This window comes from Vibrio sp. 10N.239.312.C11 (assembly GCF_041466065.1).
GTDB lineage: Bacteria > Pseudomonadota > Gammaproteobacteria > Enterobacterales > Vibrionaceae > Vibrio > Vibrio tasmaniensis_A.
Map to the genome: position 1 here is coordinate 95972 of NZ_JBFSRZ010000005.1, position 17919 is coordinate 113890.

Annotated in this window: 15 protein-coding genes and 2 tRNA genes; 15 read left to right on the forward strand and 2 right to left on the reverse strand. The window is 44.3% G+C overall.

Annotated features, from left to right (window positions below; genetic code table 11):
* Positions 1 to 5: 5 nt before the first annotated feature.
* Entirely contained in the window at positions 6 to 1067 is a 1062-nt protein-coding gene (locus AB6D07_RS03840; RefSeq protein WP_017097307.1) for a porin, read from the reverse strand.
* A 515-nt stretch (positions 1068 to 1582) separates the two neighbouring features.
* Here AB6D07_RS03840 and greA point away from each other — a divergent pair.
* On the forward strand, positions 1583 to 2056 hold the full coding sequence (greA, locus tag AB6D07_RS03845; protein ID WP_009847549.1) for a transcription elongation factor GreA: 474 nt from the start codon (positions 1583 to 1585) through the stop codon (positions 2054 to 2056).
* Positions 2057 to 2180: 124 nt separating this feature from the next.
* Here the strand turns inward: greA and yhbY are convergent, their stop codons facing one another.
* Entirely contained in the window at positions 2181 to 2477 is a 297-nt protein-coding gene (gene yhbY, locus AB6D07_RS03850) for a ribosome assembly RNA-binding protein YhbY (RefSeq protein ID WP_004734509.1), read from the reverse strand.
* A 114-nt stretch (positions 2478 to 2591) separates the two neighbouring features.
* Between yhbY and rlmE the strand changes: the two genes are divergently transcribed.
* From rlmE to pnp, 14 genes are all read left to right on the forward strand, one after another.
* Complete coding sequence (gene rlmE, locus AB6D07_RS03855; RefSeq protein WP_009847548.1) at positions 2592 to 3221, forward strand: 23S rRNA (uridine(2552)-2'-O)-methyltransferase RlmE; 630 nt, start codon at positions 2592 to 2594, stop codon at positions 3219 to 3221.
* Positions 3222 to 3328: 107 nt separating this feature from the next.
* Complete coding sequence (gene ftsH / locus AB6D07_RS03860) at positions 3329 to 5299, forward strand: ATP-dependent zinc metalloprotease FtsH (RefSeq protein WP_029223088.1); 1971 nt, start codon at positions 3329 to 3331, stop codon at positions 5297 to 5299.
* Positions 5300 to 5388: 89 nt separating this feature from the next.
* Positions 5389 to 6219 carry a dihydropteroate synthase gene (gene folP, locus AB6D07_RS03865; RefSeq protein WP_017103865.1) on the forward strand — a complete coding sequence of 277 codons (831 nt, stop codon included), beginning with the start codon at positions 5389 to 5391 and terminating at the stop codon, positions 6217 to 6219.
* A 21-nt stretch (positions 6220 to 6240) separates the two neighbouring features.
* Positions 6241 to 7581 carry a phosphoglucosamine mutase gene (glmM, locus tag AB6D07_RS03870; RefSeq protein ID WP_017101803.1) on the forward strand — a complete coding sequence of 447 codons (1341 nt, stop codon included), beginning with the start codon at positions 6241 to 6243 and terminating at the stop codon, positions 7579 to 7581.
* A gap of 278 nt (positions 7582 to 7859) precedes the next feature.
* The gene (gene secG / locus AB6D07_RS03875; RefSeq protein WP_009847546.1) at positions 7860 to 8192 is read left to right on the forward strand and encodes a preprotein translocase subunit SecG; all 333 of its coding nucleotides are present in this window, start codon (positions 7860 to 7862) and stop codon (positions 8190 to 8192) included.
* A 16-nt stretch (positions 8193 to 8208) separates the two neighbouring features.
* A tRNA-Leu gene (locus AB6D07_RS03880) sits at positions 8209 to 8293 on the forward strand.
* A 53-nt stretch (positions 8294 to 8346) separates the two neighbouring features.
* Positions 8347 to 8423 (forward strand) — tRNA-Met (locus tag AB6D07_RS03885).
* Positions 8424 to 8660: 237 nt separating this feature from the next.
* Entirely contained in the window at positions 8661 to 9116 is a 456-nt protein-coding gene (gene rimP / locus AB6D07_RS03890) for a ribosome maturation factor RimP (protein WP_004734501.1), read from the forward strand.
* Positions 9117 to 9151: 35 nt separating this feature from the next.
* Entirely contained in the window at positions 9152 to 10639 is a 1488-nt protein-coding gene (gene nusA, locus AB6D07_RS03895; RefSeq protein ID WP_009847542.1) for a transcription termination factor NusA, read from the forward strand.
* 22 nt (positions 10640 to 10661) lie between these two features.
* Complete coding sequence (gene infB, locus AB6D07_RS03900) at positions 10662 to 13352, forward strand: translation initiation factor IF-2 (protein WP_009847541.1); 2691 nt, start codon at positions 10662 to 10664, stop codon at positions 13350 to 13352.
* Positions 13353 to 13487: 135 nt separating this feature from the next.
* Positions 13488 to 13901, forward strand: coding sequence for a 30S ribosome-binding factor RbfA (gene rbfA, locus AB6D07_RS03905; protein WP_009847540.1), 414 nt, complete (start codon positions 13488 to 13490; stop codon positions 13899 to 13901).
* Positions 13901 to 14854 (forward strand): tRNA pseudouridine(55) synthase TruB, encoded by a 954-nt coding sequence (gene truB / locus AB6D07_RS03910; protein ID WP_012604702.1) that lies wholly within the window; start codon positions 13901 to 13903, stop codon positions 14852 to 14854. Before rbfA ends, truB begins: the two co-directional genes overlap by 1 nt.
* 218 nt (positions 14855 to 15072) lie before the next feature.
* Positions 15073 to 15342 carry a 30S ribosomal protein S15 gene (gene rpsO / locus AB6D07_RS03915; protein WP_004734493.1) on the forward strand — a complete coding sequence of 90 codons (270 nt, stop codon included), beginning with the start codon at positions 15073 to 15075 and terminating at the stop codon, positions 15340 to 15342.
* A gap of 360 nt (positions 15343 to 15702) precedes the next feature.
* Positions 15703 to 17823, forward strand: coding sequence for a polyribonucleotide nucleotidyltransferase (gene pnp, locus AB6D07_RS03920; RefSeq protein WP_009847538.1), 2121 nt, complete (start codon positions 15703 to 15705; stop codon positions 17821 to 17823).
* The last annotated feature ends 96 nt before the right edge of the window (positions 17824 to 17919 follow it).

Here is a 17919-nt window from a genome sequence, read left to right on the forward strand (position 1 = left end):
CAGAATTAGAAGTCGTAACGTAGACCTAGAGCTAGCTCGTCTTCAGCTTGTGCTGAAGTTGCAGGTAGGTTAGTACCTTCTGTACCGAACTGGTCACCCGCTGAGATTAGGTTGAAGTTGTACGATACGTAGCCACGGAAGTTAGGCTTGAAGTAGTACGTCGCGTCGATTGCGATATTGTCTGCAGACGTTTCGCCATTAGTTTCAGCGTTGTTGTATGTAGATGAGAATACTGTTTGACCTAGAGTGTAAGCCGCTGCTACTTCGTAACCAGTGTAATCACCGTCGTTCTTAGCAACTTGACCATCTGTGAATACACCAGCGAAGTATAGGTCGCCCATAGTGTAAGAACCCGAAAGCATGTATTCGTCTTGAGCTTCATCACCAGAGTATTGGCTTGCGTAACCAGCACCTAGTTTAACGCCAGTTTCACCGATTGCGTAGATACCAGATAGAGAGTAACCATCAGCGCTGTTGTCACTGTATGATGCTACTTTAGCATTCGCGTTACCATTAGCTTCACTAATAACTTTACCTGATGCATCTAGTTCAGTACGGTCAGCAAAACGGTAGCTTGCTTTAACGCTTAGGTCTTGGAATTGACCTTTGTAAGAAAGCATGTTGTCAGCACGGTCAGCAGCATTGATTTTCATTGCTGCAGAGTTACCGTGGTAAGCCATGATATCGGTAAAGTCAGTGATTACGCCTAGAGCGCCGTCGTTTTTACCGTAAGTTACTTCACCGAATGTACCGCCAAGTCCAGCGTAAGCGTAACGGTTAGTTAGGCTGTCGCTGTTTTTGTCAGTGCCTTCGCCGTTTTCAGCAGTTGTGAATTCGCCTTCGTAGAAACCAACACCGTATAGGCCATCTTGGATTTCAACTTGACCTAGAAAGTTAAGACGGATTCGAGAATTGTCTTGAGCGTTACCATCTTTCATAGATAGACGAGCTTCCGCACGGCCACCCATTTCTAGAGAAGTACCGTCTTGGTTGTATAGTTCTGAAGCGTTAGCACCAGTAGCAAGAGCTGCAGCAGATACAGCAAGCGCGATCATAGTCTTGTTCATGTTATTAATTCCTAATTACTGTCCATAAAGGTATTTATCAAGGATTTGAATCCTTTTTGTGTATTGCTCGTATTAATCAAGCTTCATAATCATGCTTAGAACAAAAGCGTGAAACTTGCCAGAACAATCCGTGGGGTACTTTTTAACCCTAAAGTTCCACCATCAGGTAGTAAAATGATATCAATAAAAATTATGCACACTGTTTTATTGAGTTTGCCACCATATAAGCTGTTGATTTTATATGGTTTTTATAAAAGTGTGATCTGTGTTTATTTGGTTTATTTTTGTTTTTTTTAGATATTTCATCGCCAACTTATTGATGGTGAGGTTATTATTCATTTTTGTGATGTCTGTAATTTAGACCTAGATAAAGCTTTTATAACGCAAAGTGGAATAAAGGTGATTTAGCCATAAAGTTTGTTTACACTAAGCCAAATCGTTTTGTTTCTATCACCCAATAAGTATGTTGGGTGGATTTATGTTGGCCAAAGAAAGCTTTGGCATAGAGGTAAAAAATGGAAAAGGTTCCAATGACAGTACGTGGCGCTCAGCAGCTACGTGACGAATTAGATCGCCTACTTAAGCTACGTCCTATTATTTCAGCAGCTATTGGTGAAGCTCGTGAACTCGGTGACTTGAAAGAGAACGCTGAATACCACGCCGCTCGTGAAGAGCAGGGTATCTGTGAAGCTCAAATTCGAGATATTGAATATAAGCTATCACTGGCTCAGATCATCGATGTAACGCAGATGGATAACACAGGTAAGATTATCTTTGGCACGACAGTGACTTTGATTGACGTAGATACGGATGAAGAATTCCGCTACCAAATCGTTTCTGAAGATGAAGCCGATATCAAAACGGGTCGCATTTCTGTGAAATCCCCAATTGCACGTGGCCTTATCGGTAAGATGGAAGGCGATGAAGTACTGATCTCTACCCCTGGTGGTGATAAAGACTTCGAAATCGACAAAGTAGAATACATCTAATTGAATTTTCTTTGTTTTTGATAAGTAAAAAGGTCGCTAATGCGACCTTTTTCGTTTCTCACGCTACACTAAAAGCTAAGCGCAGTGGCTTTCTTTTAATGAAGTTAGCTTATATTAAGCTCGCTTACTTGCGTGGAATCTCGATTTTACGTGCTTCTGACTGACGGAACAGTACTAGAACTTTACCGATAGTCTGTACTTTCTCAGCTTTAGATTCACGTACAATTGCATCGATAATCAGTTGCTTAGTCTCACGGTCTTCTGATGCAACTTTAATCTTGATCAGTTCGTGGTGGTCTAGAGCTAATTCGATTTCCGCTAGAACAGCTTCAGTAAGTCCATTTGCGCCCATTAGCACAACAGGTTTTAAACTGTGAGCTAGGCCCTTTAGATGCTGCTTTTGTTTGGTACTTAGGTTCATTACGCGGCCAATTTTATTTAGTATTAGGGTTGAAAAAACCTATTTTAACGCCATCTAAAGCTGAAGACTATAATTTATTCAGCAATTAGTACTTTCCTCCAATTTAGGTATCCAATGAGCAAACAGAAACACTCGGCCAGTTCAGGCCGTTGGTTGAAGGAACACTTCGACGACAAGTACGCAAATGAAGCCAGAAAAAAAGGCTATCGTTCGCGTGCTTATTTCAAAATGGAAGAGATTCAAACGAAAGATAAATTGCTGACTCCAGGGATGACCATTGTGGATTTGGGTGCAGCGCCTGGCGGTTGGTCTCAATATGCTGCTAAGATTATCGGAGACAACGGTCAAATCATTGCGTGTGACTTGTTACCAATGGATCCGATTGCTGGAGTGAGCTTTTTACAAGGCGATTTCCGCGAAGAAGCTGTGCTAGATGCGTTGCTGGAACGTATACAACCAAACATGGTTGATGTCGTGATGTCTGATATGGCACCTAATATAGCAGGCAACAATTCTGTGGATCAGCCAAGAGCTATGTATTTAGTTGAATTAGCTTTGGATATGTGTCGACAAGTTCTAGCTACCAATGGTAGTTTTGTTGTAAAAGTATTCCAAGGCGAAGGGTTTGACCAATATGTTAAGGACGTCCGTGAGATGTTTAAAACAGTCAAAGTTAGAAAACCCGACTCTTCTCGAGCTCGCTCTCGTGAAGTGTTTATCGTAGCAACTGGTTACAAAGGTTAACGATTCTCTTCCAAGAGTGAGAGTTAACAACATGGCTACAGGTTACAAACTGTAGTACCCTACCTTTAATTACAATTAGTTATCGAGAGGCTTACACCTTGAGTGACATGGCAAAAAATTTAATTCTGTGGCTTGTTATCGCGGTAGTGTTGATGTCGGTATTCCAGAGCTTCGGCCCTGGGGAAAGTAACGGCAGAGCAGTAGATTACACCACGTTTGTACAGGAAGTTGGCCAAGGCCAGATTCAAGACGCACAGTTCAATAACAGCGAAATCACCTTCACACGTCGTGGTGGTGGTTCTAAGTATGTAACTTACATGCCTGTTTATGATCAAAAGCTACTTGATGACTTAATTAATCAAAACGTAAAAGTTCAGGGTACACCACCTGAAGAGCAGAGCCTGCTTGGCACTATCTTCATTTCATGGTTCCCAATGATCTTACTGATTGGTGTGTGGATTTTCTTCATGCGTCAAATGCAAGGCGGTGGCGGCGGTAAAGGCGCAATGTCTTTTGGTAAGAGCAAAGCTCGAATGATGAGCGAAGAACAAATCAAAACGATGTTTGCTGATGTTGCTGGTTGTGACGAAGCAAAAGAAGACGTGAAAGAGCTTGTGGATTACCTTCGTGACCCAAGCCGCTTCCAAAAGCTTGGTGGTAAGATCCCGACAGGTATCCTGTTGGTCGGTCCTCCTGGTACGGGTAAGACATTGCTTGCAAAAGCGATTGCTGGTGAAGCGAAAGTACCGTTCTTTACTATCTCTGGTTCTGACTTCGTTGAAATGTTTGTTGGTGTTGGTGCATCTCGTGTGCGTGACATGTTCGAACAAGCGAAGAAAGCAGCGCCTTGTATCATCTTTATCGATGAAATCGATGCGGTAGGTCGTCAACGTGGCGCTGGTGTTGGTGGTGGTCACGATGAACGTGAGCAAACACTTAACCAAATGCTGGTTGAGATGGATGGTTTCGAAGGTAACGAAGGTATTATTGTTATCGCTGCGACTAACCGTCCAGACGTACTAGACCCTGCATTACTTCGTCCTGGTCGTTTTGACCGTCAAGTTGTGGTTGGTCTACCTGATGTACGTGGTCGTGAACAGATTCTTAAAGTACACATGCGTAAAGTGCCACTATCAGGTGATGTTGAACCATCTCTGATTGCTCGTGGTACTCCTGGTTTCTCTGGTGCAGACCTTGCGAACCTTGTTAACGAAGCGGCTCTATTTGCTGCTCGTGGTAACAAACGCAATGTATCGATGGTTGAGTTTGAACTTGCGAAAGACAAAATCATGATGGGTGCAGAGCGCCGTTCAATGGTGATGTCTGAGGAAGTGAAAGAGTCAACGGCTTACCACGAAGCAGGTCACGCAATTGTTGGTCGTTTGGTACCTGAACACGATCCAGTGTACAAAGTATCAATCATCCCACGTGGTCGTGCACTTGGTGTGACTATGTATCTACCAGAGCAAGATCGCGTAAGCATGTCTCGCCAACATCTAGAATCAATGATCTCTAGCTTGTACGGTGGTCGTCTTGCTGAAGAACTTATCTACGGTAAAGACAAGGTTTCGACTGGTGCGTCTAACGATATCGAACGTGCAACAGATATTGCTCGTAAGATGGTTACGCAGTGGGGCTTCTCTGAAAAGCTAGGTCCTCTTCTTTATGCTGAAGAAGAAGGCGAAGTTTTCCTAGGTCGCGGCATGAGCCAAGCAAAGCATGTTTCTGACGATACAACTAGATTAATCGATGAAGAAATTCGTATTCTTATCGACCGTAACTATGCTCGTGCGAAACAGATTCTTGAAGAGAACATGGATATCATGCACTCGATGAAAGATGCGCTAATGAAGTTTGAAACGATTGATGCAGGTCAGATTGATGACTTGATGGAACGCAAAGACGACATTCGTGAGCCTGCTGGTTGGGGTGACCAGGCGAAAGCAGAACCTGCAAAGGAAGAAGCTAAACCTGAAGCTAAATCAGAAGAGAAAGCCGAAGCCGAGCCAAAAGCTGAAGAGTCGACAGTTGAAGAAGCTAAATCTGAATCAGATGACGCTCAAAACAAAGATTCTTAATCGCTAAGCTATTAATTAAAACCCTGAGTACGCTCAGGGTTTTTCTGTTTCTAGGCCAAGATATTTTTTACCTTTAAGACCCACCTTCCATGATATTAAAAGCACACAATAAAACGCTCGTTTTAGACCGCCCACATGTGATGGGTATCCTCAATGTTACGCCTGACTCTTTCTCTGATGGCGGAAAATTCAATTCATTAGATAATGCTTTACTGCAAGCAGAGCGAATGATTCAGGCTGGCGTTAGCATTATTGATATTGGTGGTGAGTCGACTCGTCCGGGTGCTCCAGAGGTGTCCTTAGAGGAAGAGTTAGCTCGAGTTATCCCTGCGATTAAAGCGATTCGCGCCAAGTTTGATGTTTGGATCTCGATTGATACCAGCAAAGCGGATGTGATGCGTCAAGCCGTTGAAGCGGGTGCTGACTTGATCAATGATGTGCGAGCTCTGCAAGAGCCGGGCGCTTTAGAGGCTGCTGCTCAAGCTCAAGTTCCAGTTTGTTTGATGCACATGAAAGGCCAGCCAAGAAACATGCAAGCTAACCCTAGTTATGACGATGTTTTCACTGATGTTGAAGACTTTTTAAAAGAAAGGGCTGAGGCTTGTGAGTCCGTAGGTATACCTAAAGATCAACTTATTTTAGATCCTGGCTTTGGCTTTGGTAAAACGATAGAGCATAATTACCACCTATTAGCACACCTTGAAAAATTTCATACGCTTGGTTTGCCTGTCTTGGCGGGAATGTCGAGAAAATCGATGATCTTTAAACTGCTAGACAAAGCACCAGTAGATTGCATGGTAGGAAGTGTTACTTGCGCCACCATTGCTGCGATGAAAGGTGCTCAAATTATTCGCGTTCACGACGTAGAAGATACATTGGAAGCGATGAAGATAATCGAAGTGATGAATAACAATCACTAATCATAATTAAGGAAAATCAATATGTCTGATAAAAGACGTTACTTCGGCACAGATGGTGTACGTGGAAAAGTGGGCCAGTACCCAATCACACCTGATTTTGTTTTGAAGCTTGGCTGGGCTGCTGGTCGTGTTCTTGCAAAGCAGGGCACAAAGAAAGTGATCATTGGTAAAGATACTCGTATTTCTGGCTACATGCTTGAGTCTGCTTTAGAAGCTGGCTTAGCTGCTGCTGGTCTTCAAGCCACGTTTACGGGACCAATGCCGACACCGGCTGTTGCCTACCTAACACAAACTTTCCGTGCTGAAGCGGGAATTGTTATCTCTGCATCGCACAACCCCTTCTATGACAACGGCATCAAGTTCTTCTCGTCTGAAGGTACTAAATTGTCGGATGAGATTGAACTCGCCATCGAAGCTGAGCTAGACAAAGATATCGAGTGCGTGGAATCTTCCGAATTAGGTAAAGCGGTACGCCTAAATGATGCAGCAGGCCGTTATATTGAATTTTGTAAAAGTACATTCCCACACAAAATGACGCTAGCGGGTATGAAAATTGTGGTGGATTGCGCGCATGGTGCGACTTACCACATTGCGCCTGCTGTATTTAAAGAGCTGGGTGCTGAGGTTGTTGCGATTGGTGTGGAGCCAAATGGAACTAACATCAACCACGAAGTCGGTGCGACTGATGTGCGCGCTCTGCAAGCTAAAGTGCTTGAAGAAAAAGCGGCGTTAGGTCTTGGCTTTGATGGTGATGGTGACCGCATCATCATGGTTGACGAGCTAGGCAATAAAGTTGATGGTGACCAAATTGCTTACATTATTGCTCGCGATGCACTGCGTCGTGGTGAGTTGAAAGGCGGCGTTGTTGGTACGCTAATGACCAACCTTGGGATGGAAAACGGCCTTAAGCAGTTAGGTATTCCGTTTGTACGTGCTGCTGTCGGCGACCGTTACGTTATGGAACAACTTCTAGCTAAAGGCTGGAAGATCGGTGCTGAGAATTCGGGGCACGTTATCCTATTAGATAAAGTGACGACAGGTGATGCTATCGTTGCTGCTCTGCAAGTATTAGCCTCAGTTGTCGATAGTGAAATGACACTGAATGAGCTTTCTCAAGGTATGACGTTATACCCTCAAGTTCTAGAAAATGTTCGTTTCAGTGGTGATTCAAACCCACTAGAAGCAGAGGCTGTGAAAGCAGCTGTTATTGAAGTCGAGACGGAACTCGGTGAGAAAGGTCGTGTGCTATTACGCAAATCGGGTACTGAGCCACTACTGCGCGTAATGGTCGAAGGTGAAGATGCTGAACTTGTTCAGAGTTCTGCACTGAAAATTGCTGATGCAGTAAAAGCGAATTGCTAATAAAACATTTGCCGTAACATGCAAAGTCGGTCTCACTTGTGGGGGCCGGGTTTTAGTTATGTGATGATTAAAAAGGGGCGCAAATGAGTTTTGTGTCCCTTTTGCCCTTTTTTTGACCACTTGCTTGGTAAAGGCTTATTTTTTAGTAAATTCCCCTTGTCAGTCATCGCCGCATTCGCTAGTATTGCTCGGCCTTCAGTTAGGAGGTCGCTAGCCTTGTTCTTAAAAATAGTTTTTTGAACGGCGCTGGCTCAACAATTAGGAACATAGGTGGAAAAATGTTTACAGTTCTACTTGTGATTTACCTGTTGGCAGCGCTTGGTGTAATTGGCCTAGTGTTGATTCAACAAGGTAAAGGCGCAGATATGGGAGCCTCTTTCGGTGCTGGCGCTTCAAACACTGTGTTTGGTGCTGGTGGCTCAGGAAATTTCCTTACCCGAATGACTGCAATTTTTGCAACTACATTTTTTATCCTTAGCTTAGTGCTTGGTAATATGTCTACACATAAAACTGAGTCACAGTGGATTGACCCGACTCAAGGTCAGGTGATTCAACAAGCTGAAGATGCAGTGAGTGAAGTTCCGGCGCAAGGCGACGAAATTCCACAATAATCTGTAAAGATTTGATGCCGAGATGGTGAAATTGGTAGACACGCTAGCATGAGGTGCTAGTGCCTTAGGGTGTGAGGGTTCGAGTCCCTCTCTCGGCACCATGTTTACAAACTTGTAAAACATCTTGTTGGGCGTATAATGCTCACAAGTCGGACGCGGGATGGAGCAGTTTGGTAGCTCGTCGGGCTCATAACCCGAAGGTCGTCGGTTCAAATCCGGCTCCCGCAACCAATTTCAATGCTATTATATAGCTTGTATTGGTAGCAAGTTTGCACAGTGTGAACCTCACTGTGAGTTAAGTGTGATATCAAATATGATGACACTTAACATATAAGGGTCCAGCAACAAAAACCCCGGCTTATACGGGGTTTTTTGTTATCTAAGCATTTATAAATGCATTTAGATGATAATGTTTGCTTGGAATTTAAATTGGGCTTTGAGCCCTTTTTTTGTTTCTGGAGTGGTTAAATGACTGGTTTAGAAAGACAACTTACTGAAATGCTTGACGCTCCAGTAGCAGCATCAGGTTATGAGTTAGTTGGATTAGAATTTATTCGTGCTGGTGAGCACTCAACGCTACGCATTTACATCGATTCACCAAATGGTATCAATGTAGATGATTGCTCTGAAGTTAGTCACCAAGTAAGTGCCGTAATGGACGTTGAAGATCCAATTTCAGTGGCTTATAACCTTGAAGTGTCTTCACCAGGTTTAGAGAGACCACTGTTCAAAGCTGAGCATTACCAACAATTTATTGGTCACGAGGTAAGCATCGTTTTGAAAATGGCTGTCGGCAACCGTCGTAAATGGAAAGGTGATATCCAATCTATCGAAGGCGAGACAGTGAAAGTATTGGTTGAAGGACAAGAAGAAGAATTCGTCCTGAGCAATATTGCGAAAGCTAACCTGATCCCTAAATTTTAGTTCTCCTAGAGAGAAGAGCTTAAGAGGCTAGATTAATGAACAAAGAAATTTTGGCGGTAGTAGAAGCTGTTTCTAATGAGAAAGCAGTTCCTCGTGAGCGTATTTTTGAAGCGCTTGAAATCGCGCTTGCAACGGCAACAAAAAAGAAAAGCGAACTAGAAATCGAAGTTCGTGTTGAGATTGACCGTAAAACGGGTAATTTCGAAACTTTCCGCCGTTGGGAAGCTGTTGAGGAAGTTGAATTCCCAACAAAAGAAATCTCTATTGAAGCTGCAAAGTACGATGATCCAGAGATCGAACTTGGCGGTTTCATCGAAGATGATATCGAATCAGTAACGTTTGACCGTATTACGACTCAAACAGCTAAGCAAGTTATCGTACAGAAAGTACGTGAAGCTGAACGCGCTCAAATCGTTGAACAGTTTATTGATAACGAAGGCGAGCTAGTCACTGGCGCAGTTAAGAAAGTTAACCGTGACACAGTGATTCTAGATCTAGGTAACAATGCTGAAGCGGTAATCCTTCGTGATGACCAACTTCCTCGTGAAAACTTCCGTCCAGGTGACCGTGTTCGTGGTCTTCTATACGCAGTTAAACCAGAAGCTCGTGGTTTCCAGCTTTTTGTTACTCGTTCTAAGCCAGAAATGCTAGCTGAACTATTCCGTGTTGAAGTGCCTGAGATTGGTGAAGAGCTAATTGAACTTAAAGGTGCTGCACGTGACGCTGGTTCTCGTGCTAAAATCGCCGTTAAAACAAACGACAAACGTATTGACCCTGTTGGTGCGTGTGTTGGTATGCGTGGCGCACGTGTACAAGCTGTATCTAACGACCTTGGCGGTGAGCGTATCGATATCGTGCTTTGGGATGATAATCCGGCGCAATTCGTTATCAATGCAATGGCTCCTGCTGATGTTGCTTCTATCATCGTTGATGAAGATACGCACTCAATGGACATCGCGGTTGAAGCTGACAACCTAGCGCAAGCTATCGGTCGTAGCGGTCAAAACGTACGTCTAGCGTCTCAACTTACTGGTTGGGAACTGAACGTAATGACTGTTGCTGATCTAGAGAAGAAGCACCAAGAAGAAGCTGTTGCTTCTATTGAAAACTTCATGAAGCACCTAGATATCGAAGAAGACTTTGCTCAAATGCTTGTTGAAGAAGGCTTCTCTACGCTTGAAGAAGTAGCCTACGTTCCTGTGAACGAGCTTCTTGAAGTAGATGGTCTAGATGAAGGTATCGTTGAAGAATTGCGTAACCGCGCGAAAGACGCACTGACAACTCTAGCGCTAGCGAAAGAAGAAACTTTCGATGGTGTTGAGCCAGCTGAAGACCTACTTGCACTTGAAGGTCTTGAGCGTGAAATGGCTTACAAGCTAGCAGCAAAAGGCGTTGCGACATTGGAAGACCTAGCTGACCAAGGCGTTGATGAACTAGAAGGCATCGAAGACCTAACTGCAGAGCGTGCAGGCGAGCTAATTATGGCTGCGCGTAACATCTGTTGGTTCGGCGACGAAGAATAATTCAGCAAGGAGAGAGAGCGGTATGACACAATTAACAGTTAAAGCACTGAGTGAAGAGATTGGTACGCCAGTTGACCGCTTAATTGAACAACTTGCTGATGCAGGCATGAAGAAAGCAGGGTCGGACCAAGTGACTGATTCAGAGAAGCAAACATTGCTAACGCACCTTAAAAAGGAGCACGGCGATACTTCTGGTGAAACAGAACCGACTCGTTTAACTCTTCAACGCAAGACCCGCAGCACGCTAAGTGTTGCCGCTGGAGGCGGTAAGAGTAAGGATGTTCAAGTTGAGGTACGTAAAAAGCGTACTTACGTGAAGCGCAGCACTATTGAAGATGAAGCGAAACGTGAAGCTGAGGAAGTAGCTAATCGTGAAGCGGAAGAGAAAGCACAACGCGATGCTGAAGAGCAAGCGAAACGTGATGCTGCAGAGAAAGCACAGCGCGAAGCCGAAGCAAAAGTAACACGTGAAGCGGATGCAAAACGTGAAGCTGAAGAGAAGGCTCAACGCGCACAAGCTGAAAAGGCTAAAAAAGACATGAATTCAAAAAATGCAGACGCTAACGCACAAGCGAAAAAAGAAGCGGATGAACTTAAAGCTCGTCAAGAGCAAGAAGCAACTCGTAAAGCCGAAGCTGAAGCAGCTAAGCTTGTTGAAGAAGCTCGTAAGTTAGCAGAAGAGAACCAAGAACGTTGGTCTGAAGAAGAGAAGAAGAAGAAAGAGCAAGAGAAATCTGCGGATTACCATGTGACGACTTCTACTTACGCTCGTGAAGCTGAAGATGCGGCAGACAAAAAAGATGAGAAAGCACCTCGTCGTCGCAAGAAGAAACCAGCTCCAGCAACTCAGCCTGGCAATAACCGTGGTGGTCGTAACCAACGTGGTCGTGGCGGTAAAGGTAAGCTTGCTAAACCAACTTCAATGCAGCAAGGCTTCGATAAGTCAGCGACTGTTGCAAAATCTGACGTTGCTATCGGCGAAACTATCGTTGTTTCTGAACTGGCTAGCAAAATGTCAGTTAAAGCAACTGAAGTTATCAAAGTAATGATGAAGATGGGCGCTATGGCGACTATCAACCAAGTGATCGACCAAGAAACAGCACAACTTGTTGCTGAAGAAATGGGTCACAAGGTAATCCTACGTAAAGAAAACGAACTTGAAGAAGCAGTACTAGCTGACCGTGATAGCGATGCTATCGCTGAAGGTCGTGCTCCTGTTGTTACTATCATGGGTCACGTTGACCACGGTAAAACTTCAACACTTGACTACATTCGTAAAGCACACGTTGCTTCTGGCGAAGCTGGCGGTATCACGCAGCACATTGGTGCTTACCACGTAGATACTGACAACGGCATGATCACGTTCCTTGATACTCCTGGACACGCGGCCTTTACTGCTATGCGTGCTCGTGGTGCTCAAGCGACAGATATCGTTGTACTTGTTGTTGCTGCAGACGATGGCGTAATGCCACAAACAATCGAAGCAATCCAGCACGCAAAAGCGGCAGGCGTTCCTCTGATTGTTGCTGTGAACAAGATCGACAAAGAGGGTGCAAACCCAGACAACGTTAAGAATGAGCTAGCTCAATACGACGTTATTCCTGAAGAATGGGGCGGTGAGAACATCTTCGTTCACATCTCTGCAAAACAGGGTACAAACATTGATGGTCTTCTAGAGTCTATCCTTCTTCAGTCTGAAGTTCTTGAACTTACAGCGGTTAAAGAAGGCATGGCATCTGGTGTTGTTGTTGAATCTCGCCTTGATAAAGGTCGTGGTCCAGTTGCAACAGTACTAGTTCAGTCTGGTACTCTAAACAAAGGCGATATCGTTCTTTGTGGTCAAGAGTACGGCCGTGTTCGTGCAATGCGTGATGAAAACGGTAAAGACATCGAAACTGCAGGTCCATCTATCCCTGTAGAAATTCTAGGTCTTTCTGGCGTTCCTGCTTCAGGTGATGAAGCGACTGTTGTACGTGATGAGCGTAAAGCGCGTGAAGTTGCAAACTACCGTCAAGGTAAATTCCGTGATGTTAAACTAGCTCGCCAACAAAAAGCGAAACTAGAGAACATGTTCGCGAACATGACGGCAGGCGAAGTTGCTGAACTTAACGTTGTACTTAAAGCTGACGTTCAAGGTTCTGTAGAAGCGATTGCTGACTCTCTACTGAAACTGTCAACTGACGAAGTTAAAGTGAACATCGTAGGTTCTGGTGTTGGTGGTATTACTGAAACTGACGCAACGCTTGCTGCAGCTTCTAACGCTATCATCCTTGGTTTCAACGTTCGTGCTGACGCAACTGCGCGTAATACAGTTCAGAACGAAAACCTAGATCTACGTTACTACTCAATCATCTACCAACTGATTGACGAAGTTAAACAGGCAATGGGCGGTATGCTTGCTCCTGAATTCCGTCAAGAAATCATTGGTCTTGCACAAGTTCGTGACGTATTTAAGTCGCCTAAACTTGGTGCAATCGCTGGTTGTATCGTTACTGAAGGTACGATTAAGCGTAGCAACCCAATCCGTGTACTTCGTGAAAACGTTGTTATCTACGAAGGTGAACTAGAGTCACTTCGTCGCTTTAAAGATGACGTTCAAGAAGTTAAGAATGGTTACGAGTGTGGTGTTGGCGTTAAGAACTACAACGACGTTCGCGTTGGTGACCAGATCGAAGTATTCGAAATCGTTGAGGTTAAACGTACTCTAGACTAATCAGTCTGTACGACTCGACATATTGACTAAGGTTACTAACATTACTAATAAAGGTAATAAGGTAATCGGTTGTTGAATACACCATGGGGGGCTGGTAATTACCAAGCCCCCCATCTTTCTAAGTGAGAAAAGAAAATGTCAAAAGAATTTAGCCGCACACAACGTGTGTCTCAGCAGCTTCAAAAAGAGCTTGCGCTTATCCTACAACGTGAAGTTCGTGACTCACGTATCGGTATGGTAACTATCTCAGACGTAGAAGTGTCTCGTGACCTTGCTTACGCAAAAGTGTTCGTTACTTTCCTATGTATCGGTGAGCAAACACCTGAATCATGTCTTGCTGCTCTTAAAGAGCATGAAGTGCCAGTTCGTATGGCTCTTGGTAAGCGTATTCGTCACCGTCTAACGCCTGAAGTGCGTTTTACTTACGACAACACACTAGTAGAAGGCATGCGTATGTCTAACTTAGTAAGTGAAGTTTTAAACGACGATAAGCGTAAGCAAGAAGAGTCTGGCCGTACTGACGAAACTCAGTCTAAGGGCGAAGAGTAATGGCTCGCCGTCGTAAAGGTCGCCCTATCAACGGGGTAATTCTGTTAGATAAGCCAACGGGCATTTCGTCTAATGATGCACTGCAAAAAGTAAAACGTATTTACTTTGCAGAGAAGGCAGGGCACACCGGTGCTCTTGATCCTCTTGCGACTGGCATGCTGCCAATTTGTCTTGGTGAAGCAACGAAGTTTTCTCAGTTTCTATTGGATTCTGACAAGCGCTACGTAGTAATCGCTAAGCTTGGTGAGCGTACCAATACCTCTGACTCTGATGGTGAAGTGGTAGAGACACGAGATGTTAACGTGACTCAAGAGCAACTTGAACGCTGCATTGCAAGCTTCAAAGGGGAAACCGACCAGATTCCATCAATGTTCTCAGCATTGAAGTATCAAGGTAAGCCTTTGTATGAATACGCACGTGCAGGTATCGAGGTGCCTCGCGAATCTCGTAAGATCACTGTTTACTCTATTGAACTACTTCGCTTTGAAGGTGATGAAGTTGAGATGGAAGTGCATTGTTCAAAAGGCACTTACATCCGCACAATTACCGACGATCTTGGTGAAATGCTAGGTTGTGGTGCCCACGTGACCATGCTTCGCCGTACTGGTGTCGCTAAGTATCCGTACGATCGTATGGTGACTTTGGAGCAGTTGAACGAGATCCTAGAGCAAGCGCAGGCGCAAGAAATTGCACCCAAAGAACTGCTTGATCCACTATTAATGCCAATGGACACAGCCGTTGAAGACTTACCAGAAGTTAACTTAAACGCGGAACTGACTGACCTAGTTCAGCACGGTATGCCCGTTCAGGTTTCTGGTGCGCCAACTGAAGGTACGGTTCGCATGACAAGTGGTGAAGAGAAACTGTTTGTTGGTGTTGCTCAGATTGCTGAAGATGGCCGAGTTGCACCGAAGCGTTTGGTTGTTTTCAGAGATGAAGAGCCACAAGCATAACGCTGAAACCTAGTTAGGTATTGGCGCTTAGCCTGGAAAAGCGAATCAATAATATAGAAAGCGAGCCCTTAATTTTAATGGTTCGCTTTTTTCGTTTTTCATCAGTTCGATTGTTATTGCACCAACTCGTAAACTTCCCTATAATCCTCGGCTCGCGTAGCGGCTGAATCAGAGATTGGCTGCTACAAATATAAACTTACTCTTATCAGGAGAGATTTATGTCTCTGAATGCAGAAACTAAAGCAGCAATCGTTGCAGAATACGCACAATCTGAAGGCGACACAGGTTCACCAGAAGTACAAGTAGCACTACTTACTGCTTCTATCAACCACCTACAAGGTCACTTCAAAGCGCACAAACACGATCACCACAGCCGTCGTGGTCTATTACGTATGGTTTCTAGCCGTCGTAAGCTTCTTGATTACTTGAAAGGCAAAAACCTTACTCGTTACCAAGACCTAATCAAGCGTCTAGGCCTACGTCGCTAATAGCGATGTCTGCAAAGACAGTTTGAAGAAAAGGAGCATTTATGCTCCTTTTTTTGTGCCTGTTATATTTTTAATGTTAAAAATGAAGGTTCTCTGTGCGGTTAACCTGATTTTTAATCGTGAAAATGTCTCTTACCAAGAAAATAGTTTATACTCTCGCACGCGAATAATTGTTTGATTATTTCGCACCCTAATTAGCTCAACAATAACAGTCACAGATGTCGGCCAATAGGTCGCGACTATTAAAAGCAGATGTTTAGTCTGATTGAACTTCTCGTCTTTTTTTACTAGTCGCGATTAGTTATTGCTGAGCATTCATTCACTTATTCTGAAAAGAGATTTTCAGATGAAGGATATACAATGTTTGAAAAACCAGTTGTAAAGTCATTCCAGTACGGTAACCACACCGTTACTCTAGAAACGGGCGTAATGGCACGTCAAGCTACTGCTGCTGTAATGGCGACTATGGACGATACATCAGTATTCGTTTCTGTTGTTGCTAAAAAAGAAGCTGTTGCGGGTCAAGATTTCTTCCCTCTAACAGTTAACTACCAAGAGCGTACATACGCTGCGGGTAAAATCCCTGGTGGTTTCTTCAAGCGCGAAGGTCGTCCATCTGAAGGCGAAACACTAACAGCTCGTCTAATTGACCGTCCAATTCGTCCACTTTTCCCAAGTGCGTTTAAAAACGAAGTTCAAGTTATCGCTACGGTTGTTTCTATCAACCCTGACGTAAATCCAGACATGATCACTATGATCGCAACGTCTGCTGCACTTGCTATCTCTGGAGCTCCATTCAATGGTCCTATCGGTGCTGCACGTGTTGGTCACATCGACGGCGAACTTGTTCTTAACCCATCAAATACTGAGCTTGAAAACTCTAAACTAGACCTAGTTGTGTCTGGTACAGAAGGCGCAGTACTTATGGTTGAATCTGAAGCAGATAACCTATCTGAAGAAGAAATGCTTTCAGCTGTTGTTTACGGTCACGACCAACAACAAGTTGTAATCAAAGCAATCAACGAGTTTGCTGCTGAAGTTGCAACTCCATCTTGGAACTGGGAAGCGCCAGCAGTTAACACTGAGCTTAAAGCTAAAGTTGCTGAGCAAGCTGAAACACGTCTATCTGACGCGTACCAGATCACTGAGAAAATGGCTCGTTACGAGCAAGTTGGCGCAATCAAGAACGACACTGTTGAAGCTCTAATTGCACAAGACGAAAACCTAGATGAGCGCGAAATCCGCGGCATGCTTGGTTCTCTAGAGAAAAACGTAGTACGTAGCCGCATTATTGCTGGCAACCCACGTATCGATGGCCGTGAAAAAGACATGGTTCGTGCGCTAGACGTACGTACTGGTGTTCTTCCACGTACACACGGTTCTTCTCTATTCACTCGTGGTGAAACTCAAGCACTTGTTACTGCAACGCTTGGTACACAACGTGATGCACAAATCATCGACAGCCTAATGGGTGAGAAGAAAGACAACTTCCTTCTACACTACAACTTCCCTCCATACTGTGTAGGTGAGACTGGTTTCGTTGGCTCTCCTAAGCGTCGTGAAATTGGTCACGGTAAGCTTGCTAAACGTGGTATCCAAGCAGTAATGCCTTCTGTTGACGAATTCCCATACACAGTTCGTGTTGTATCGGAAATCACAGAATCTAACGGTTCTTCTTCAATGGCTTCTGTATGTGGTACATCTCTAGCACTTATGGATGCTGGTGTTCCAATCAAAGCTTCTGTTGCGGGTATCGCAATGGGTCTTGTTAAAGAAGGCGACGATTTCGTTGTTCTTTCTGACATCCTTGGCGACGAAGATCACCTAGGTGATATGGACTTTAAAGTAGCAGGTACTAACGCTGGTATCACTGCACTTCAAATGGACATCAAGATCGAAGGTATCACTAAAGAGATCATGCAAATTGCTCTTAACCAAGCGCAAGGTGCACGTAAGCACATCCTTTCTGTAATGGATGAAGCTATCTCTGGTGCTCGTGAAGATATCTCTGAATTCGCTCCACGTATCCACACAATGAAAATCAGCTCTGATAAGATCAAAGATGTTATCGGTAAAGGCGGCGCAGTTATCCGTGCTCTTTGTGAAGAAACGGGTACTACAATCGAAATCGAAGACGATGGCACAATCAAGATTGCTGCTACTGAAGGCGCAGCTGCTAAAGAAGCTATCCGTCGTATCGAAGAGATCACTGCTGAAGTTGAAGTTGGCCGCATTTACCAAGGTAAAGTTGCTCGTCTAGCTGACTTCGGTGCATTCGTTACTATCCTTCCAGGTAAAGATGGTCTAGTACACATCTCTCAAATCGCTGATAAGCGCGTTGAGAAAGTGTCTGACTACCTAACTGAAGGTCAAGAAGTACCAGTTAAGGTTCTTGAAATTGACCGTCAAGGCCGTGTACGTCTAAGCATGAAAGAAGCAGTTGAAACGCCAGCTGAAGGCGAAGCACCTGCTGCTGAGTAATTCTTAGCCTATTAATGGGACTATCGCTTTTTAGTGATTTCTAACCCATTGGTAAAAAAGCATGTTATAAAGGGGAGCATATCGCTCCCCTTTTTT